The sequence below is a fragment of the Sphingobacterium hungaricum genome, assembly GCF_015210005.1.
In the GTDB taxonomy this organism is placed as follows: Bacteria; Bacteroidota; Bacteroidia; order Sphingobacteriales; family Sphingobacteriaceae; genus Sphingobacterium; species Sphingobacterium hungaricum.
This window is the reverse complement of sequence record NZ_MU158697.1, coordinates 308,476-328,550: the sequence shown is the minus strand read 5'-3', so window position 1 is coordinate 328,550 and position 20,075 is coordinate 308,476. Positions and strand designations below refer to the sequence as shown.

General features: G+C 39.6%; 16 protein-coding genes and 3 tRNA genes. 14 read left to right on the top strand and 5 right to left on the bottom strand.

Annotated elements, in window-relative coordinates:
• Positions 1-45: 45 nt before the first annotated feature.
• Positions 46-1,308 carry a thioredoxin family protein gene (locus C4F49_RS01340; RefSeq protein WP_196934024.1) on the top strand — a complete coding sequence of 421 codons (1,263 nt, stop codon included), beginning with the start codon at positions 46-48 and terminating at the stop codon, positions 1,306-1,308.
• A gap of 70 nt (positions 1,309-1,378) precedes the next feature.
• Here C4F49_RS01340 and C4F49_RS01335 read toward each other — a convergent pair whose 3' ends face one another.
• The 3 genes from C4F49_RS01335 to C4F49_RS01325 form a co-directional block, all read right to left on the bottom strand.
• Positions 1,379-2,542 (bottom strand): DUF4185 domain-containing protein, encoded by a 1,164-nt coding sequence (locus C4F49_RS01335; RefSeq protein WP_196934023.1) that lies wholly within the window; start codon positions 2,540-2,542, stop codon positions 1,379-1,381.
• A 96-nt stretch (positions 2,543-2,638) separates the two neighbouring features.
• Positions 2,639-3,475, bottom strand: a complete 837-nt coding sequence (locus tag C4F49_RS01330) for an aldo/keto reductase (RefSeq protein WP_196934022.1) — start codon at positions 3,473-3,475, stop codon at positions 2,639-2,641.
• A gap of 60 nt (positions 3,476-3,535) precedes the next feature.
• Positions 3,536-5,686 carry a prolyl oligopeptidase family serine peptidase gene (locus C4F49_RS01325; RefSeq protein ID WP_196934021.1) on the bottom strand — a complete coding sequence of 717 codons (2,151 nt, stop codon included), beginning with the start codon at positions 5,684-5,686 and terminating at the stop codon, positions 3,536-3,538.
• An 89-nt stretch (positions 5,687-5,775) separates the two neighbouring features.
• Here C4F49_RS01325 and C4F49_RS01320 point away from each other — a divergent pair, with 89 nt between their 5' ends.
• The 7 genes from C4F49_RS01320 to C4F49_RS01290 all read left to right on the top strand — a co-directional run bounded on the left by C4F49_RS01320 (position 5,776) and on the right by C4F49_RS01290 (position 9,000).
• Positions 5,776-6,534 carry a UDP-2,3-diacylglucosamine diphosphatase gene (locus C4F49_RS01320; RefSeq protein ID WP_196934020.1) on the top strand — a complete coding sequence of 253 codons (759 nt, stop codon included), beginning with the start codon at positions 5,776-5,778 and terminating at the stop codon, positions 6,532-6,534.
• Positions 6,509-7,069 (top strand): Crp/Fnr family transcriptional regulator, encoded by a 561-nt coding sequence (locus C4F49_RS01315; RefSeq protein ID WP_196934019.1) that lies wholly within the window; start codon positions 6,509-6,511, stop codon positions 7,067-7,069. The genes C4F49_RS01320 and C4F49_RS01315 overlap by 26 nt, the downstream gene beginning before the upstream one ends.
• A 78-nt stretch (positions 7,070-7,147) precedes the next feature.
• The gene (locus tag C4F49_RS01310; protein WP_196934018.1) at positions 7,148-7,474 is read left to right on the top strand and encodes a DMT family transporter; all 327 of its coding nucleotides are present in this window, start codon (positions 7,148-7,150) and stop codon (positions 7,472-7,474) included.
• A 78-nt stretch (positions 7,475-7,552) separates the two neighbouring features.
• Positions 7,553-8,626: a peptide chain release factor 1 gene (prfA, locus tag C4F49_RS01305; RefSeq protein ID WP_196934017.1), complete on the top strand. Its 1,074-nt coding sequence runs from the start codon at positions 7,553-7,555 to the stop codon at positions 8,624-8,626.
• Positions 8,627-8,696: 70 nt separating this feature from the next.
• Positions 8,697-8,770 (top strand) — tRNA-Asp (locus tag C4F49_RS01300).
• Between the two features lie 52 nt (positions 8,771-8,822).
• Positions 8,823-8,899: transfer RNA gene (locus C4F49_RS01295), tRNA-Asp, on the top strand.
• Positions 8,900-8,926: 27 nt separating this feature from the next.
• Positions 8,927-9,000, top strand: a tRNA-Asp gene (locus C4F49_RS01290).
• Between the two features lie 141 nt (positions 9,001-9,141).
• Here C4F49_RS01290 and C4F49_RS01285 read toward each other — a convergent pair.
• A complete protein-coding gene (locus C4F49_RS01285) occupies positions 9,142-9,438 on the bottom strand; it encodes a HigA family addiction module antitoxin (RefSeq protein ID WP_196934016.1) in 297 nt (98 codons plus the stop codon).
• A gap of 7 nt (positions 9,439-9,445) precedes the next feature.
• Positions 9,446-9,676 (bottom strand): type II toxin-antitoxin system RelE/ParE family toxin, encoded by a 231-nt coding sequence (locus tag C4F49_RS18140; RefSeq protein WP_196934395.1) that lies wholly within the window; start codon positions 9,674-9,676, stop codon positions 9,446-9,448.
• A 207-nt stretch (positions 9,677-9,883) separates the two neighbouring features.
• Here C4F49_RS18140 and C4F49_RS01275 point away from each other — a divergent pair, with 207 nt between their 5' ends.
• The 6 genes from C4F49_RS01275 to C4F49_RS01250 all read left to right on the top strand — a co-directional run bounded on the left by C4F49_RS01275 (position 9,884) and on the right by C4F49_RS01250 (position 20,052).
• The gene (locus C4F49_RS01275; protein ID WP_196934015.1) at positions 9,884-10,702 is read left to right on the top strand and encodes a M90 family metallopeptidase; all 819 of its coding nucleotides are present in this window, start codon (positions 9,884-9,886) and stop codon (positions 10,700-10,702) included.
• A 121-nt stretch (positions 10,703-10,823) separates the two neighbouring features.
• Positions 10,824-13,061, top strand: coding sequence for a GH92 family glycosyl hydrolase (locus tag C4F49_RS01270; RefSeq protein WP_196934014.1), 2,238 nt, complete (start codon positions 10,824-10,826; stop codon positions 13,059-13,061).
• Between the two features lie 27 nt (positions 13,062-13,088).
• Positions 13,089-13,679, top strand: a complete 591-nt coding sequence (locus C4F49_RS01265; RefSeq protein WP_196934013.1) for a hypothetical protein — start codon at positions 13,089-13,091, stop codon at positions 13,677-13,679.
• Positions 13,680-13,920: 241 nt separating this feature from the next.
• Positions 13,921-16,320 carry a TonB-dependent receptor gene (locus C4F49_RS01260; protein WP_196934012.1) on the top strand — a complete coding sequence of 800 codons (2,400 nt, stop codon included), beginning with the start codon at positions 13,921-13,923 and terminating at the stop codon, positions 16,318-16,320.
• A gap of 18 nt (positions 16,321-16,338) precedes the next feature.
• Positions 16,339-18,741, top strand: coding sequence for a TonB-dependent receptor (locus C4F49_RS01255; protein WP_196934011.1), 2,403 nt, complete (start codon positions 16,339-16,341; stop codon positions 18,739-18,741).
• Positions 18,742-18,849: 108 nt separating this feature from the next.
• Positions 18,850-20,052, top strand: coding sequence for a PepSY-associated TM helix domain-containing protein (locus tag C4F49_RS01250; protein ID WP_196934010.1), 1,203 nt, complete (start codon positions 18,850-18,852; stop codon positions 20,050-20,052).
• Positions 20,053-20,075 lie beyond the last annotated feature (23 nt).

Here is a 20,075-nt window from a genome sequence, read left to right as displayed (position 1 = left end):
TTCATAATTAATTTATTTGTATATTTATTACATAGAAATTAATTTATGAGAAAGCTATTTTTAATGTTTTTTCTGCTTCCATTATTCGCTCTCTCTCAAGAGTCTGGTATTCATTTTGAACATTCCAAAAACTGGAATCAAGTCGTAGCTAAAGCGAAAGCTGAAAACAAATATATTTTTGTTGATGCTTTTACTACCTGGTGTGGTCCGTGCAAATGGATGGCAGCAAATATTTTTCCGCAACAGCAGGTAGGGGAATTTTTCAACAAGAATTTTGTCAATTTGAAACTTCAAATGGACCAGACGGATGCCGACAGCAAGTATGTCAAATCTTGGTACGACGAAGCTGAACGCTTTCAAAAAGACTATTCCGTAGTTGCCTATCCAACATTCTTGATTTTTAATCCTGACGGAGAATTGGTTCATCGAATCATTGGCAGTAGCGAAGCAGATGCTTTCATTGCGAAGGCACAAGAAGGATTGAATCCTGAAACCCAATATGTAACGCTTGTTAAGCGTTACGATGCGAATCCAAACGATAAGGAAATTGCTAAATCGATGGCCATAGCCGCGGAAGCTGCTTATGACCAGAAATTAGCTAGGCAAGCACAAGAAAGATTCATCGCCTTATTAGCGGAAGATGAATTATTGGAAAAAGATAATCTTAGATTTCTTGTCAAGACGATTAAATCGACAAACTCAATAGGTTATGAAATTGTCAATGAAAATCGGGCTAAAGTGGATGAATTGCTTGGTTCAGGAATGTCAAATACTATTTTGGTAGATGCGATTATTAGGGAAAAAGTTGTTCCTCAACTGCGCGCTAAAGATGTAGAGGTCGATTTTGATGCTTTGGAAAATGAAATGGCAAGCCAATATCCTGACTTAAATTTTAGTTCTCAATTCACCAATCAAAAAGTCAATTACTATTTTAGGAAGAAAAACTGGCCTGCATTTAGGGACGCTACCAATGAACTGATTGCTGAATCTAAAACGGGAATCAATCCAAGCTTGCTCAATAGCTATGCATGGAAGATTTTTGAAAACTGTGAGGATATCGACTGTATTCAATCCGCTATTGCTTGGAGCAAAATGTCTTTAGAAAGAGGTGAAAATCCGGCATATTTGGATACTTATGCTAACCTGTTGTACAAATCTGGTGATAAAGAAAATGCGCTGATTTGGCAAGAGAAAGCACTCGCTTTAGTCGATGAAGAATCAAAATCTCAATATCAGGAAACGCTCAACAAAATGAAAGCAGGTAAGCCAACTTGGGTCAATGAAGAAGAACTAGTTAAAGTAAAATAAGCTTATGCCATAATTGAGCAATGGTGCGAAACGGGAACAATGGAATTTGTCTCCCGTTTCATTTTTTATTTTATTCAAATTTTACTTTAATAAATCTGGGTCTATAAAATTGCGGATCTTTCCCTAAATCCTGCAGGAATTCAAGGGAATTGATGTTGTAGCTAACGAGCAATTCCCCTTCTTCAGAAAGGCTTGGATGGGCTTTCGCATTGTAAGCGAAGAATGATTTTCCCTTCAAATCATCACTGCAATCCCAAATAGGAATTACATTTCCAAAAGGACCAAAAGGGGTTTCTCCTAATCGCATCGCTACTGATTTCCCCATTCCTCCGTGTTGAAATACCAATGCATAGCGGCCGTCTGGCAACGCAGTTACGCTTAGCTCGTTGGAAACTTGGTCTGTAATTGCTGCTGAGTTCAAGATGTCAGATTGCCAGGATTTGCCGTCCCAAAACTTCCACTTATCGAAATCCTCAAAATCAATGGGTTTAACCCGCGCAACGAGCAGTTTTTTCGAACGGCCTCTTACTCCATACACGTAGACGAACCCATCCGGATTTTTTGCGCCAGATTCTTTTGTGTTGACATAAATCCCTGCACCAAATGAACCCATTTCTCCTGTACTTTTGTCGATATAGAATGGCGTGTCCTTTTGCAAGTATGACTTAAATGGTGGTTTTTCATCCGCATTTATCTTGATTAGTGTATTGCCAACTTCTTCGAATCCAAAAGTCCCGCTACCAATTTGCTTCACGCGATAACCGAAAATGTACAATGCGTTTTCTTTTTCTTGGTTGACGAATCCATCGCCCAACCAATAGTATTCCGAAGAATCTCGTTTTGAGGTATCCAACACAAAAACAGATTCTGCAGATCCTTTTGCGTCAATTGGCCAGTGAAATTTCAACTGCGTTGGATTTGGTTTCTCGTCTTCCAAAATGGCAATTGCGTTATGAATCATCTTGCTTCCGGGTTTAATCTTTCCGTCCTCGATTTCACCGATCATGCTATCGCTAAAAATAAACAGTGTTTCACCAGCGGAGGGGTGATGCTCAATGCCATTTAAGGGGATGCTGTAAATTCCGTCTCCTCCGTACCAGCCATGAGTTCGTTGAAACAGACTTGTCCAATCAGTCGCTTTTTCTACCGTGAACTTAATCTCATTGAGGTTTTGAGCAAACAGAAGCTTTTGAAAGAGCAATAAATTCAAAATAAAGAGGTATTTCTTAAACATTAGTCTAGAGTTATAGGTTTTTAGATAAAATTAATCTATTTTATCTTTATTCAGTATTTTTTATAAGTATTTCTAAGACAGAAAGATCGGTCGCGACTAAATCATTTCCAAAGAAACCTTACGTGTAGGGGGAGGGAATGCCAAATCTAATTTTTCAACATCTTCCTGATCTAATTCGATTTTTAAGCTGTTAAAGTTCTCTTCCACTCGATTTGCACTTGCAGATTTCGGAATTGGAACAACATTTTGGTGGCTTAAAACCCAAGCCAGGGCAATTTGTGCGGCTGAAACCTGATGCTTATCAGCAATGCCTTGCAACGTTTTATTTGTTAAAATCCGGCCTTGCTCGATTGGCGAATAGGCCATGGTTACGATTTTTTGTTGGTCATGAAATGGTTTTAAATCATACTCAATTCCACGCCGGCTCAAGTTATACAAAACCTGATTGGTTTCGCAAGAACTGCCACTTGTAGAACCTAGAATTTCTTGCATTTCAGAAACATCCATATTGCTCACGCCCCACGCTTTTATCTTTTGCTGATTTTTCAGTTCTTCCATTGCATCAATGGTTTCTTGAAACGGATATCGGCCTTGCCAATGCAATAGATACAGGTCTAGGTAATCTGTTTGCAAAAAGGACAAACTGCGTTCGCAGGCACGTATTGTTCCGTCAAAATTCGCATTCGACGGTAATACTTTTGAAACTAGATAGACCTCTTCTCGTCGTCCTTTGATGGCTTCGCCAACAACTTTCTCCGAACGCCCATTGCCATACATCTCGGCGGTATCGATAATCGAAATACCCAAATCCAATCCATGGCGCAACGCTTGAATCTCGTCATCTTGTTTGCGCAAATCATCACCCATGTTCCAAGTGCCTAAGCCAATCGGTGCAATTTCCTTGTTTCGGATTTTATCATAAAATGTGCTCATAAAAAAAGAAGGAAAATTTGGTTTTCCTTCTTTAATAAACAAGTTGAAATTAATTAAGTTTTATTTGATTTCTTTGAAACCTGTTTTGGTGTTTTGAAATAAAAACGCCCATTTATCGGTTTGCTCCGCAATGACCATTTGAGTTGATTTACCTGCTCCATGTCCAGCATTGGTTTCAATGCGAATTAAAACTGGATTTTCGCCAGCATGATATTCTTGCAGACGAGCAGCAAATTTAAATGAGTGCGCAGGCACTACACGGTCATCATGATCCGCAGTAGTCACCATTGTTGCTGGGTAATTTGTCGCCGGTTTTAACGCGTGATATGGAGAATATTTGTATAGGTATGCAAACATTTCTGCATTATCATCTGCCGTTCCGTAGTCATAAGCCCATCCAGCACCTGCTGTGAATTTATGGTAACGCAACATATCCAACACCCCAACTCCAGGAAGAGCAACTTTGAATAATTCTGGTCTTTGGGTAATCGCTGCGCCAACCAACAGTCCGCCGTTCGATGCGCCGGCAATGCCTAGTTTTTCTGATGACGTATATTTTTCTGCAATTAAATATTCTGCAGCCGCAATGAAATCGTCAAACACGTTTTGCTTATTTAATTTTGTTCCGGCAACGTGCCAGTTTTCACCATATTCACCACCACCGCGCAAATTGGCAACAGCATATACGCCGCCTTGCTCCAATAAAATAATATTGCTTGTGCTGAACGAAGGAGTCAAACTAATGTTGAATCCACCATATCCGTACAAAAGTGTTGGGTTTGTTCCATCCAATTTCACACCTTTTTTGTAGGTAATAATCATTGGGATTTTCGTGTCATCCTTCGATGTGTAGAAAACCTGTTTTGACTCATATTTGCTTGGGTCGAATTGTACATTTGATTCTTTATAGATTTCAGATTTTCCTGAGGCGATATCGTATTTGTAAATGGTTCCCGGATTGATGTAAGAGGTGAATGTGAAATACAGTTCTTTGTCTTTTTCTTTTGCCCCAAACCCTGCGGCAGTTCCAATTCCTGGCAATTCAATATCACGCTCTAATTTTCCAGCACGGTCATATTGTTTTACTTGCGTAATCGCATCTTTTAAATACGACGCAAATATTTTTCCGCCACCAGAAGAGGGTTGCAAGACTTGATCCGTTTCAGCGATTAAATCTTTCCAGTTTGCTGTCGTCGGATTTGCGAATTCTGTTGTTACAATTTTTCCATTCGGTGCATTTAACTCCGTATAAATAAAGAATTTTTCTCCTTCGTTGTCAATGATGTAATGGTTTTTCTCCATGTTATTGACGACAGTCACAAATTCCGATAATGGATTTGATAAATCTTTTACATAGAGCTCATTGCCAGAAGTGGTGTTCGCGGCAGTAACGATCAAAAAGCGCTCATCTTCAGATAAGCCAGCGCCAACATAGCGTCTTGGAGTTTTTGAGCCTCCGAAAATCAAGCTATCTGTCGTTTGTGCGGAATTTAGTTTGTGGAAATACAATTTATGCTGATCAGTCATTGCCGAAAGGGCAGAAGCGTCTTTTGGTTTATCATAACTGCTGTAATAAATCCCTTCATTTCCTTTCCAGGCTAAGCCAGAAAATTTGACATCGATTAAGGTGTCGCCAATAATTTTTTTGTCAGCTGCTTGAAGAATAATGACTTTACGCCAATCCGAACCTCCTTCTGAAATTTGATAAGCTACCAATGAGCCATCTTTGCTGAATGTCACACCGGCTAAAGAAGTGGTCCCATCTTTTGAAAATGTATTCGGGTCTAAGAAAACTTCTTCTTTGCCATCGTCACCTTTTTTTCGGTAAAGAACGAACTGATTTTGCAAACCATCATTTTTGTAGAAATACGTGTATTCGCCTTCTTGAAACGGAGCTGAGAATTTTTCGTAGTTCCATAATTTTTCGAGGCGTGTACGGATTGCTTCGCGGAAAGGAATTTGGCTTAAGTAATCTTCCGTTACTTCATTTTCGGCTTTTACCCAAGCTTTTGTTTTTTCTGATAAATCATCTTCCAACCAACGGTAAGGGTCTTCTACTGTAGTTCCGAAATAATCATCCTGTTGTCCAATTTTCTCAGTTTTCGGATACGGTTTTATTGTCATTGCTTCTTTTGGTTCAATTGTTTTTTCTTGATTACAGGCCGTGAATCCTACTGCCATAATTAAGATAAATCCTATATTTGCTTTCATACTTTTTTAGATTTAAACAAATCTACTAAAATCTTACGATGTGGAATAGTCTCTGCACGATTAAGTCATTTGGTAGTAGCAAACGTTTTATGAGAGATAAAATCTATTTCGCTTCTGATTTTCACTTAGGAGTTGGTCAGAAATCGTCTTCTTTCGAAAGGGAGAAGCGGATTGTAGCGTGGCTGGATTTTATTAAAGATGATGCCAAAGAATTGTATCTAATCGGGGATATTTTTGATTTTTGGTTTGAATACAAAACAGTCGTGCCGAAAGGGTTTATCCGTTTCTTGGGAAAGCTCGCCGAATTGGCGGATGCTGGCGTTGCCATTACTTTGTTCAAGGGTAATCATGACATGTGGATTTTCTCGTATTTCAAGGAGCAGTTGAATGCAACAATTATTGATGATGAATTAATTTTTGAGCGAAATGGCAAGAAATTTTATTTGCATCATGGCGATGGATTAGGTCCTGGCGATGCGAAATATAAGTTGCTCAAAAAGATATTTCGAAGCGCTGTTTGTCAATGGTTGTTTTCGGTATTTCATCCCTCTATCGGCATGGGGATAGCACAGCGTTGGTCGAAGCATAGCCGCGCGGCGAATTCGGATGAAGAACAATTTCTTGGCGATGACAAGGAGTGGCTGATTCTGTATGCAAATGAATTGTTAGGCAAAGAACGCTTTGATTATTTTATTTTCGGACATCGTCATTTGCCTTATGATAGAGCATTGGACAATTCGAGGATTGTCAACTTAGGAGAATGGATTAATTTTCAGACTTACGCCATATGGGATGGACAATCCTTAGTATTAAAAAATTGGAATGATGGACATCCAAGCAATTTTTAATAGCATCACGCCATTATCTTCGGCAGGCTTAGACACATTGCTTAGCATTTCCGAAGAAATAAACGTACCCAAAAACACGCTGATTATTGTTCCAGGAAAAATTGAACGCAATTTGTTTTTTATAAAATCTGGATTAGCCAGAATCTATTATGAAACTGCTTCCAAAGAAATTACTGTTTCATTTTCTGAAAAAGGGTCAATTTTATATTCACTAAACAGCTACACTTCAGGCAAGGCTGGGAAAGAGTATATTCAAGTGATTGAAGATTCGGTTTTAGTAAAAATCGATCAGGTCAAGCTTCAAAAGTATTACCAAGAAAATCTTGAATTGGCAAATTGGGGCAGGAAATTAACCGAGCTTGAATTTATAAAATCAGAAGAGCGATTAGTAGCTCAGTTCTTCAAAACTGCTAAAGAGCGCTACGAAGATTTATTGCGAGATATTCCAGATTTGCCAAATCGAACCAAGCTTGCCTACATCGCTTCTTATTTAGGAATCAATCAAGTTACCCTAAGTCGAATCAGAAGCATTTAATATTTCTGAAAATTTTAGCATTTGTTAAATTTTATTCGTCAAACAATACCCATCTTCGTGGTATAAAATGTTTAGATCATGAATTGGATTATCTTAATTATTGCAGGGTTATTTGAAGTAGGTTTTACTACTTGTTTAGGCAAAGCAAAACACAGCAGTGGCAACGAAATGTACTTATGGTATTTGGGATTCGCTGTCAGTTTGATTATCAGCATGACTTTGTTGGTCAAAGCTACCCAAACACTGCCTTTGGGAACTGCTTATGCAATCTGGACTGGAATCGGCGCTGTTGGAACAGTTTTGATGGGAATATTTTTCTTTAAAGAACCCGCTGATTTTTGGCGTATATTTTTCATTTTCACATTGATTGCTTCCATCGTAGGCTTGAAAGCAGTGTCATCTTAATGCATTTGTACTACCAAAAAGCAAGAAAATTTACGTAATTTTGAACACTTTTGTCAAAACAGAAGCAAATACAAGTGTATGTTAGAAAAATTACAAGGAATTAAAGATAGATGGTTAGAAGTGGAGGCTGAATTAAGCAATCCCGAAACCATCAACGATATGAAACGCTTTGCTAAATTGAATAAGGAATACAAAGACTTAGGCAAAATTGTAGCGGAGTATCATATCTATAAGAATATATGCAGTAACATCGACACGAATAAAGATATTTTATCAAACGAAAAAGATCAGGAATTGCGTGAGATGGCGAAAGAAGAGTTAGATATTCTTTTGGTTGAAAAAGAAGAGAAAGAAGAAGAAATCCGCTTAATGCTGATTCCGAAAGATCCGGAAGATGCGAAAAATGCAGTGATTGAGATTCGTGGAGGTACAGGAGGTGATGAAGCAGCATTATTCGCTGGCGATTTATATCGAATGTATACTCGTTATTTTGAGACGAAAGGCTGGCGTACAGAAGTTATGGACGTAACGGAAGGGACGTCTGGCGGTTATAAAGAAGTTGTCTTAAAAGTGATTGGCGATGATGTGTACGGTCAGTTAAAATACGAATCCGGTGTACATCGCGTACAGCGTGTTCCTGATACCGAAACTCAAGGACGTGTGCATACTTCAGCCGCTTCGGTAGCTGTGTTGCCAGAAGCTGAGGAAGTCGATGTGGAAATCAATCCGGCGGATGTCGAATTGCAGACATCGCGTTCGGGTGGTGCCGGTGGCCAGAATGTTAACAAGGTAGAGACAAAGGTGCAATTGACGCACAAGCCTTCTGGAATTGTCGTGGTTTGTCAGGTTGAACGTTCCCAATTAGCCAATCGTGAACTAGCGATGGAGATGTTGCGTACCAAACTTTATGAGTTAGAAGTTCAGAAAAAACATGGTGATGTTGCCGCAAAAAGGAAGACAATGGTATCTACAGGCGACCGCTCTGCAAAAGTACGCACCTATAATTATCCTCAGGGCCGCTTAACAGAGCACCGCATTGGATTGACATTATACAATTTGACAGCCGTTTTAGATGGTGATATTCAGGGAATTATTGATGCATTGCAATTCGCTGAGAATGCGGAAAAGATGAAAGAGGGAGCTGTAGATTAGAATTTTTTCAAAAAAATCTGCTGATTTTAGAAATAAAGAGTATATTTGCACACCTTGTAAAAAGGGGATTGGTTTGGTAGTTCAGCTGGTTAGAATACATGCCTGTCACGCATGGGGTCGCGGGTTCGAGTCCCGTCCAGACCGCTAAAACGAAACGCAAGTTTCAAGAGTTCTTTAAACATATTTATAATTTTTAGGTTTGGTAGTTCAGCTGGTTAGAATACATGCCTGTCACGCATGGGGTCGCGGGTTCGAGTCCCGTCCAGACCGCCAAAAATTATAGATAAAATTGTATTATTAGGTTTGGTAGTTCAGCTGGTTAGAATACATGCCTGTCACGCATGGGGTCGCGGGTTCGAGTCCCGTCCAGACCGCTTAATAATTCAAAAGCCTTTGGTATTTTTTATCAAAGGCTTTTTTTGTTGTTATAGTTATGCTTACTATAAAAAGTTGCTTTCTTTTTGAAATCCGTAAACTGGCGGAGTTTCACAGTAATTTTCTCAATAAAACTTTCATCACTCTGTCAAAGCTAATTCTTGCTTTGTTTCCTGTATATCAAATTGCATTTGTAGCGAAAGCCAATAATCAGCAGATATGCCATCCAGAACATCCTCTAGCTTTACGGCTGTCTTTACACTTAGACTTCTTTTCCCATTTAAGATTTCAGATAGGTGAGTAGGAAGTATACCGATTTTTTCCGCCACAACTTTTTTGATGAGACCTCTTGCTTCTATTTCTTCTCTAAGATACTCACCAACGTGGAAAGCTTTTATTTTTAAATCGTTCCCATACCTATCTTTTACAACATTCATGATTTGATTATTTAAAGTGATTAGATAGCTCTTCAATGACTAATATTTTTATCTCTTCTTTCTCTATCCGGAAAATTATGCGCCATCCATCTTGAACCCTGATTAAATATTTTCCAGCCTCAGCACCACTGAGTTTTTCAAAATGTAAGGATTTTATTCCTCTCAAATAGTTTTCATCTTCAGCTGTTCTTATTTGATTGACTCTTACAAGAAATTTGCGTTCAACAATAACAGGTATTTTGGTTTTTGCCTAATACCGTCGACTAATTTAGCCAAATAATCATCTTCAATAATTACGAGCATTGTTTAGTCTTTAAACTATTCTTAGTATAAAAATAACCAATATTTGGTTTTTATTAAAATTAATTTTTCTTTCAGTTTACTTTCATTTTAGTATATAAAAATCTTATTTTTAATTTTTAACCAAAACAACAAGTACCCCTTTATGGAACATCGTGATTACGTCGTCGTTGCTTTTATCTTTCTGTGTGGAATTATCTTGATTTATTATGTGTTCAAATATTATAATAAGCCGAAGATTCAGCAAGATAATATGAATATCAGTAGAGAAGAGGCGTTGGATGTCTTGCATCGAAAAGTGCATTTTTTTGATAGCTTATCGGCGGAAGACCAAGAGAAGTTTCTGCAGCGAGGCCAGTATTTTCTTTCGGCTACAAAGATTTCTGCTGAGAAGGGTGTTGTCTTAACGAATGAAGACAAAGTACTGATTGCAGCAAGCGCAACAATTCCGTTAATTCATTATGATAATTGGGCATATAAAAACCTGACGGAAGTCTTGGTCTATCCAGATAGCTTTACCGAAAAGTTTGACACTGAAGAAGGTGAACGAAATATTTTGGGAATGGTCGGCGATGGGGCATTGAATCATAAAATGATTATTTCTATCGGTGCGTTGCGAGCGGGTTTTAATAAAAATCCGGAAGGCAACACCGCCATTCACGAGTTTGTTCATTTAATTGATAAAGCGGATGGAGAAACGGATGGCGTGCCCGAATATTTAATTCCAAAAGAATTGGTACAGCCATGGCTTCAAGAGATGCATCGCACGATTAGACAAATCCGTACAGGGCATTCGGACATTCGCGATTACGCGGCCACAAATGAAGCTGAATTCCTTGCCGTAACCTCTGAATACTTTTTTAAGAAACCGAAGATGTTGCAGAAAGACCATCCGAGATTGTATTCGCTTTTGGATGAAATTTATGGAAATCAAGTACAGCCGGATAATCAGACCATCGGTTAGATTTTTCCGCTTTTTGTAACCATTGTATGACTCAAAAAAGTAAATCTATATTTTTTGCTATTTTAGTAAAATTACATCTTGCGAATTCAAAACTAAATCGACTTTAATTTTATTTACCATCATGCCGAACCCAGTTAAACAGTTTAAATCAACAATACTAATCTTGCTTGTTCTTTCTTTGCTTTCATTTTCAACAAAAGCACAAGAAAAACAGCCTGTAGACTATGTTAACCCCTACATAGGTAACATTAGCCATTTATTGGTGCCGACTTATCCTACAGTCCATTTGCCAAATAGTTTGTTGCGCGTTTATCCTGAGCGGAATGATTTTACGTCAGATTTAATCAAAGGTTTGCCACTGATTGTAACCAGCCATAGAGGAAGTTCGGCATTTAATCTAAGTCCTTATCAAGGTGATTTGAAAAATCTTTCCGCCGTAATTTCTTACAGCTACGACTTGGAAAAAATAACGCCCTATTCGTACCAAGTTTATTTGGACGAACAGCGGGTGGATGTAGACTATGCGCCTTCGCATCAGTCCGGAATTTATGAACTGACTTTTGAAAAGGATGGAAATTCATACATCATTCTCAATTCTAGAAATGGAAACCTGAAATGGGATGGCAAAGCAATTTCTGGATTTCAGAGTTTAGGCAATAAGACCAATGTGTACATTTATTTAGAAACCGAACAAAAACCAGAAATCGTTTCCGTTTTGAAAGGTTCGGAACTGATTAAAGGGACTGAAGCAGAAGGAAGAGATGCGGCATTGGTTATTGGTTTCAAGAAGAATGATAAAAAAATAAATCTTCGCTACGGCATCTCATTTATCGATGCCGAACAAGCGAAAAAGAATGTTGCTAGAGAAATAAAAACCTATTCTGTTAAGGAAGTACAAGATAAGGGGCGCGCAATCTGGAACAAAGAGCTGGGTAAAATACTGGTCAAAGGAGGAACAGAAAGCGAGAAAAATATTTTCTACACTTCGCTGTATCGCACATACGAACGCTCGGTGAACATTTCGGAAGATGGCCGTTATTTTAGCGCATTTGATGGAAAAGTTCATCAAGATGGAGGTTCTCCATTCTATACGGATGATTGGATTTGGGATTCTTATCGCGCCCATCATCCCTTGCGTGTGATTCTAAATCCAAAAGAAGAAGGCGATATCCTGAACTCATTTGTCCGTATGGCAGAGCAAATGCCTAACTTCTGGATGCCTACTTTTCCAGAAATTAACGGCGACAGCCGACGCATGAACTCGAATCATGGCGTGGCAACTGTTTTAGATGCGCATGTTAAAGGAATCACGGGTTTTGATTTGGAAAAAGCTTACCAAGCTGGAAGAAATGCAGTGATGGATAAAACATTGGCTCCGTGGTCAGGAAAACCTGCCGGAAAGCTGGATGAATTCTATCAAGAACATGGATACATTCCTGCGTTAAAAGATGGGGAACAAGAGACGATTGCTGAAGTGCATAGCTTCGAGCGAAGACAACCTGTTGCGGTGACCTTAGGAACGGCTTATGATGAATGGTGCTTGGCGCAATTGGCGAAGTCTTTAGGTAAGACGGATGATTATGAGCTTTTTTCCAAAAAGGCTTTGAACTACCGCAATCTTTTTAATCCTGAAACAAAATTTTTCCATCCAAAAGATGCGGACGGAAACTTTCTAAAACCATTTGATTATGTCTTTTCGGGCGGTCAAGGCGCAAGAGGAACCTATGGAGAGAATAATGCATGGATTTATCGCTGGGATGTACAGCATAATATTCCAGATTTGATTTCTTTGATGGGTGGAAGTGCAGAGTTCACAAAAAATCTGGATGATATGTTCAGACAGGGCTTAGGAAAATCGAAGTTTGATTTTTACCAGCAATTGCCAGATCATACGGGGAATGTAGGTCAATTTTCAATGGCCAACGAACCTTCGTTGCATATTCCGTATTTGTACAATTACGCAGGGCAACCTTGGAAAACTCAGAAGCGAATTCGGACTTTACTGAAGCAATGGTTTCGTGATGATTTAATGGGTGTTCCCGGAGACGAAGATGGGGGAGGAATGACTTCATTCGTCGTCTTTTCGCAAATGGGATTTTACCCGGTCACGCCGGGAACAAACCAATACAGCATCGGTAGTCCAACTTTCGAAAAAGTCACAATCAAGCTAGATAACGGTAAAACTTTTACCCTGCTTGCTCATGGAAACTCGGAGGAGAACAAATACATTCAGTCAGCGAAGCTGAATGGAAAAACCTGGAACAAAACTTGGTTCACCCATGAGGATTTGCTTGCTGGAGGGACGTTAGAATTGCAGATGGGTCCGAAAGCGAACCGCAGTTGGGGCTTAGAAAAATAGTCGTCAACACTTAATTTGTCCTGACGCATGGAACATGATCAAAGAAGCAAATTGGAATTGCTTCGCGCAAAGGTTCAATTAAAACTAAGAATCGAGGGCGAAATCAAGAGCTCAATTTCCAATTGGATCGAGACTTACGATTACATCCTTGACCATGATATTTCACATCGGCTGCTTTCTTTAGCGGCCGTTACGGAAGAAGAACATGCGATTTGGCTTGAAATTTTGCATCGTGATTATCCGACTTATTACTTTAAAGCCGAAAACCTGTCTCAAGGAAATTGGGCTGAATTCTATAAAAATATTGATATTAGTTATCCCAATACACATATCCTTCGGTATGTTCCGGACATTCCGAAAGTCTGCGATGCGCCTTCCGATCCGGAGCTAGGGATTCGAAATGCCATTGCCGCTTTAGGGCTGAACAGTCAGAAGGTTTTGTTCTACTACCAAAACTATTCGCCTATACTCGAGCTTAATCTCGATGATCTGCTAAATCACGCGCAACATTTCTTTTATTTAGGAAATGATAATGCAGTGATTATTCCCCAAAGCCTAGCATGGATGATCTTTTATTCCATGGAGGAGGAATGGTTTGCAGGATATAGAAATGCATAAAAGTGTTTATAAATACCCCCATAAATCATTTTCTATATTGAAAAAAGCGATTAAAGAACAGTATTCCCTAAGTTTATAGCTAGAATAATCCTTCTTGTTAATCTCTGTATATCAGTGTTTTAAAATTACTTGAAGTCTACTTGATTTAGCTACAGTTAATTATTTGTTTTCATTTATTTGGAATTAACAAAATTGTGACGTTAATTTGCTTCAATTTAGATTTAATCCAAATAAGAATAATATGTCAATTTATAGAGTAACTTTCCTCTTTTTTTTATCGCTGACTTGCTTCGCAGGTTATTCTCAAACAGGAATCATTAAGGGAAAAGTCACAACAGTTGATCATACAGGTGCCTCTAACATCACGATTCGACTAAATAACTTGGGTACGACGACGGATGATCAAGGTTATTATGAATTCAAGAAATTAAAGCCTGGAACCTACCTGATAAAAGTTTCTTCTTTAGGTATACAGAATCAGCAAAAGCAAGTTGAGCTAACTCAAAATGAAGTTATCGAAGTTGATTTTGAAATCGCCGAAACTGCGAATCAATTACAAGAAATTATCGTTTCCGCGCGTGGGAATTTAACCAAAGAACGGGTTGATGTGGCTAAGTTGCCTTTGACAAACCTTGAAAACCCGCAAGTTTATACTGGTGTTTCTGCTGAAATCATGAAAGAGCAAATTGTTACGAATTATGATGACGCATTGAGAAATGTTCCAGGAATTGCGCGTACTTGGGAATCTACTGGACGTGGCGGAGACGGTGGTGCGTATTTTGCATTGCGCGGTTTCGAAGCACAACCCAGTCTGATCAATGGCCTTCCTGGTTTGGTGAGCGGTAATCTAGATCCTGCAAATGTCGAGGAAATACAAGTATTAAAAGGTCCTTCGGGCACCTTGTTCGGTGCGAGTTTCTATGGATATGGAGGCATCATCAACACCATTACAAAAAAACCTTATTATAATTTCGGCGGCGATGCGACTTTTACAACGGGAAGTTTTGGATTAAATCGCTTAGCATTAGATATCAATACGCCACTAAGCAAATCCCAAAAAATAGCGATGCGGTTAAATACTGCCTTGCATACAGAGGATAGTTTCCAAGACGCGGGCTTCAAACGTTCATTTTTCATTGCGCCAACTTTTGCTTATGAAGTGAATGATCGCCTTTCCCTTTCTTTACTGATTGAAATTCTAGAAGAAAAGCGTGCGGTTCCTCCGGTGTTCTTCCATTCCGACAGGGAAACGCCTTTGTTCTTTAAGAATGTTGAAGAACTCAACCTAAATCCGGAACTATCATTTACAAGCAACGACCTAACCATTCGAAATCCAAGAAAGAACTTACAAGCGCAGGCTCTTTATGAGATAAATTCTCAATGGAATTCGCAAACCGTTGTTTCAGCGAGCAATATCAAATCGGATGGAATCTATTCTTACATTTGGGGAACGGAAGCCGATGAACCCGCTTATTTCTACCAATATTTTAATAATCAAGATTATAACACAAACACCTTCGATATTCAGCAAAATTTTAACGGAGATTTTAAAATTGGGTCTGTTCGAAATCGATTTCTAGTTGGTCTAGATTATTTTACAAGAACCGTGACAAATAAAAGTTCGGGATGGATTTCGACAAGATTAGTCAATCCTCAAGGACAGATTATGGGTGCTGATCCTTCCAATCCGACTGGATTGGATAAGACAATAATCGAAAATGATTTAGCAGCTACCGATCATTCGGACACGAAAATAATAAATAGTGCTTTCAGTGCCTATGTCTCTGACGTAGTGAACATCACGCCAGCGTTGACAGCTATGGCAAGTTTGCGTTTAGATTACTTTGAAAATAAACCCAACGACGGAACGGATGGTTACGACCAATTAACTTTTTCTCCAAAATTCGGGTTGGTGTATCAGCCTATTTTGAATAAACTTTCACTTTTCGGTAATTACATGAATGCGTTTTACAACGTTGCACCTTCGGAAGTTTTTGACAATGATGGAACTAGTTTGGGTATAAAATCATTTAAACCTGAACAAGCGAATCAGATTGAATTTGGAGCTAAGGCAAATCTGTTTTCGGATAAATTGTTTGCAACGCTATCGGTATATGATATCAATGTAGCCAACCGAGTGTATTATACGCCAACGAGTGCGGTACAAGGCGGGAAGACTCGGAGCAAAGGTTTCGAACTAGAACTAAATGCAAACCCAATTCCGGAACTAAATTTAATTGCTGGTTTTAGCCATGGCAACATTGAAGTTGTTGAAGGAAATTCAGGAACTCCGACGGACTTTTACAACGAAGTAGGGCGCAGCCCTGGAGGACAAGGCCCTCAGACTTTGGCGAATTTCTGGGCAACCTATAAATTTGACAACGGTGCTTTAAAAGATTTTGGTCTTGGACTAGGAGCTAATTATGCTGGAGAATATAAAGTGATTGACAATAGTGTGGTTGGGGAATTTATTCTGCCAAGTTATAGCTTAGTGAATGCAAGTTTGTTCTACAATGCAAAACGCTTCCGCATTACCTGCAATGTCAACAACCTGACAAATGAAACCTACTACATCGGGTATTGGTCTATCAATCCTCAAAAACCAAGAAATTTCGTCGCTAGTTTAAGTTATAAATTTTAAATATTACTCCCCGTACACATGAAGTACTTCTCACTACTCTTTTTGACACTATTTTTTCAATTGGCTGTATTCGCACAACAGGCCACAACCATAAAAGGAAGGGTTACCTCCTCTGATGGAAAACCCGCTCAATATGTTACCGTAAGTCTAGAAAATACAGGGACTACAACCAATAGAGATGGAAATTACGATTTTAAAAAGATAAATCCAGGCACTTACCTAATCAAAGTGTCGGCGATTGGCATTCAGTCGGCCGAAAAATCCGTTACGATTGAAGCAGGCCAAACTCAAACCGTGGACTTTACCCTGTCGGAAAGCAACGAAACGCTTCAAGAAGTGATCGTCACTGCTATCGAAAACAGATATAAAGTCAGTTTGCCATCGGCATCCCTGCGATTGAATGAACCTCTTTTGGAGGCGCCACAAAATATACAGACGATTAGCAATCAGGTCTTGAAGGACCAACAGATTATCAGCCTGAGCGATGGACTGATCCGTAACGTCAGCGGTGCTGTGCGTGCAGAACATTGGGGCGATATGTACACGAACATTACCATGCGCGGTTCGCAATTGCAAGCGCTGCGGAATGGTTTTAATTTCGTGGCTTCTTATTGGGGCCCATTGACCGAAGACATGAGTTTTGTAGACCATGTTGAATTTGTCAAAGGACCTGCTGGCTTTATGATAGGCAATGGAGATCCTAGCGGATTATATAATGTAGTGACTAAAAAACCGACGGGTTTCAATCGTTCTGAAGTCACCGCGACGGTCGGTAGTTTTGATCTTTATCGCATAGCCTTGGATACCGATCATAAAGTCACGAAAGACGGAAAACTGTTGTTTAGATTTAATGGTGCTACGCAAAATAAAGGATCATTTAGACCGCATGAGAAAAATGACCGATACACATTTGCTCCGTCCTTGAGTTATCAGATTACGGACAAAACTAAATTCACAGCGGAATATGCTTGGCAAAAGGCAGTCATGACGGAAGTCGGATCGTTTTATGTGTTCAGTCCGGATGGCTATGCGACGCTTCCCAGAGATTTCACAATGACACAGCCGGGCGTAGAACCCACAACGATCAATGATCATTCTGTGTTTTTGAATGTACAACATAGCTTTAATGACCAATGGAAAGCGACAGCTCAAGTCGCGTATTCTAAATATTTGCAGACAGGAGCTAGCTCTTGGCCGTCTAGCGTTTTTGCGGATGGAACATTGATTCGAAATATAGGAGTTTGGGATGCGGAAAGCACAATGAAGCTTGCTCAATTCTTTGTAAATGGAGAAGTGAAGACTGGTGCTGTTCAGCATCGCATTTTGGCGGGTTTTGATGGAGGAAGGAAAAATTACATCGCAGATTGGGGACAATCTCACGATCTGGACTTGCTGACAGACCCTTTTGATATCTATAATCCTGATTATGGAACTCCTCCAAATGGTTATCCTGACTTCGACCGCGACACGCCTCTGGAAGAAAGAGCTATTGCCGCAGGCGGATTGATGGATTCAAAATACATCAGCCTTTACCTTCAGGATGAGTTAGGCTTTTTTGACAATGTATTGCGTTTGACGCTTGCTGGCCGTTATTCCTATGTAAGCCAATCGGCTTGGGGCGGATCGCCGGACAAAGCAAAACGTTTTACACCTCGCGTAGGTCTGAGTGTGTCATTGGATAAAAATACGGCAATCTACGCGGTGTATGATGAAGCATTTATTCCACAGACAGGACTTTTGCGTTCCGGAGAAACGGCTAACCCGATTACAGGGACTAATTATGAATTGGGAATAAAACGTGATTGGTTCGAAGGAAAATGGAATACAACTTTATCTGCTTACCGCATTCGCAAGAGAAATGAATTAACAGCTGATCCGCTAAACGCTGCGGGTGAGAACTTCAGTATTATTATAGGTGAAAAGCGTGCTCAGGGGATTGAGTTTGACCTAAGAGGACAACTTGCCAAAGGCTTTGAATTGATTGCGAATTATGCTTTTACGGATGGCAAAGTCACGGAAGTTGCTGATGGCGTAACGAGTATGACGGTTGGGGATGTGGTTCCCGGTTTCGCTAAGCATACGAGCAATGCATGGCTTTCTTATGCTTTGCAAAGAGGCAAGCTAAAAGGAACAGGAATCTCCGGCGGATTTACTTACCTAGTAGATAGAGCAATCAATAATTTTAATCCAGAACAACCGGAACAAAATTTACCAAATTACTTTAAATTAGATGGTGGATTATTCTGGGAAAACAGCAACCTAAGGGTGACGGCAAATGTGTTCAATATTCTGGATAAATACCTGTACACAGGTGCTTATTATACCAATTATTGGAATGCTCCAGATTACAATCAAGCGATTTATTCTTGGCAAGCTGAACCGCCTCGTAATTTCAGGTTAAGTGTAACGTATAAATTTTAATTGCTGAATAACAAGGAAAAGGAATATCGAGTTGAGTTCCTTTAACAAAAGATACAAACTAGAACGCCAATTGATCCGAAATGGGTCAATTGGTTTTTTCAATTTTCTATGAGAAGACCGATTCAAAAACGTAAATCCAAGAAATCTCGCTTCCGAAAGATCAGCGATTGGTTGCACCTGTGGCTGGGGCTTGCGTCCGGTCTAGTGGTTGTTTTCTTAGGCGTGACGGGCTGTATTTTTGCTTTTCAAAAAGAAATTTCGGAATTGATAGACCCTAAAGCCTATTTTGTCGAGGCGCCCAAACATGCTCAAGCTTTGCCTTTGAGCGTCCTCACCAAAAAAGCGGAGGAAGCTTTTGGTCAGGGCATTAAAGTTGGATTTTCAACGACTTATCCCGACCCGAACAAAACCTGGGAATTTGGTGCTTACAAAGAGGGAAATGCAGACGCTTTCTGGTATTTTGACGCAGTCGATTATTATGTGATGGCCTATGTCAATCCTTACACAGGAGAAGTCACCAAATCTGTCGATTACAAATATGAGTTTTTTAATGTTGTCAAGATGTTGCATTGGTCGTTCTTGATCAATCATCCGATCGGCCAGCAGATTATCGGTTGGAGCACCTTTATTTTTGTGATCCTCATGATTACGGGCATTATTATGTGGTGGCCAAAAAATCTAAATAAATCCAATACTGACAAGAGCTTTACCATTAAATGGAAGGCGAAATTTAAACGCATCAATTATGACCTGCATAATGTGCTTGGCTTTTATTCGGTTTTGATCTGTATGATTTTGGCCCTGACGGGAATGGTTTGGGCTTTTACTTGGTTTTATGATACGGTGTATGTAGTTGCGTCAGCAAGCACAAAAGAGCCAACGCTTTTCTATGCCGAATCAGATACAGCGACGACCAAAATCAACAATGCCTACGACCTTGCCTTTGCAGAAGCAAAAAAACTTTTTGCTCATGCTGATCGCATCAGCATGTCTCCTGCTGATGGGGGAACTGCGGTAATTTATGCGACAGGTTATCAAGGCGACGAAACCTATTGGGATTATGATGTAATCCAATTTGACCAATATTCAGGAAAACTTTTACATCGACGGAATCAGTCCGAAAAGAACAATGGAGAAGTTCTTTTGGGAATGAATTACGATATCCATGTCGGTGCAGTATTGGGCCTTCCCGGAAAAATGCTGGTCTTTAGCGCCAGTTTAATTGCCAGCAGTTTGCCAATCACTGGATTTATTATCTGGTGGGGAAAACGCAAGAAGAAAAAGCCAAGGAAACCCGCACAAACTGTCTAAGCGAACAGTCCAAATAAAATCCT

Bases quoted from the DNA above. Each gene is read 5' to 3' on its own strand.
- C4F49_RS01340 (WP_196934024.1), top strand. From the start codon at position 46: ATGAGAAAGCTATTTTTAATGTTTTTTCTGCTTCCATTATTCGCTCTC.
- C4F49_RS01335 (WP_196934023.1), bottom strand. From the start codon at position 2,542: ATGTTTAAGAAATACCTCTTTATTTTGAATTTATTGCTCTTTCAAAAG.
- C4F49_RS01330 (WP_196934022.1), bottom strand. From the start codon at position 3,475: ATGAGCACATTTTATGATAAAATCCGAAACAAGGAAATTGCACCGATT.
- C4F49_RS01325 (WP_196934021.1), bottom strand. From the start codon at position 5,686: ATGAAAGCAAATATAGGATTTATCTTAATTATGGCAGTAGGATTCACG.
- C4F49_RS01320 (WP_196934020.1), top strand. From the start codon at position 5,776: ATGAGAGATAAAATCTATTTCGCTTCTGATTTTCACTTAGGAGTTGGT.
- C4F49_RS01315 (WP_196934019.1), top strand. From the start codon at position 6,509: ATGATGGACATCCAAGCAATTTTTAATAGCATCACGCCATTATCTTCG.
- C4F49_RS01310 (WP_196934018.1), top strand. From the start codon at position 7,148: ATGAATTGGATTATCTTAATTATTGCAGGGTTATTTGAAGTAGGTTTT.
- prfA (WP_196934017.1), top strand. From the start codon at position 7,553: ATGTTAGAAAAATTACAAGGAATTAAAGATAGATGGTTAGAAGTGGAG.
- C4F49_RS01285 (WP_196934016.1), bottom strand. From the start codon at position 9,438: ATGAATGTTGTAAAAGATAGGTATGGGAACGATTTAAAAATAAAAGCT.
- C4F49_RS01275 (WP_196934015.1), top strand. From the start codon at position 9,884: ATGGAACATCGTGATTACGTCGTCGTTGCTTTTATCTTTCTGTGTGGA.
- C4F49_RS01270 (WP_196934014.1), top strand. From the start codon at position 10,824: ATGCCGAACCCAGTTAAACAGTTTAAATCAACAATACTAATCTTGCTT.
- C4F49_RS01265 (WP_196934013.1), top strand. From the start codon at position 13,089: ATGGAACATGATCAAAGAAGCAAATTGGAATTGCTTCGCGCAAAGGTT.
- C4F49_RS01260 (WP_196934012.1), top strand. From the start codon at position 13,921: ATGTCAATTTATAGAGTAACTTTCCTCTTTTTTTTATCGCTGACTTGC.
- C4F49_RS01255 (WP_196934011.1), top strand. From the start codon at position 16,339: ATGAAGTACTTCTCACTACTCTTTTTGACACTATTTTTTCAATTGGCT.
- C4F49_RS01250 (WP_196934010.1), top strand. From the start codon at position 18,850: ATGAGAAGACCGATTCAAAAACGTAAATCCAAGAAATCTCGCTTCCGA.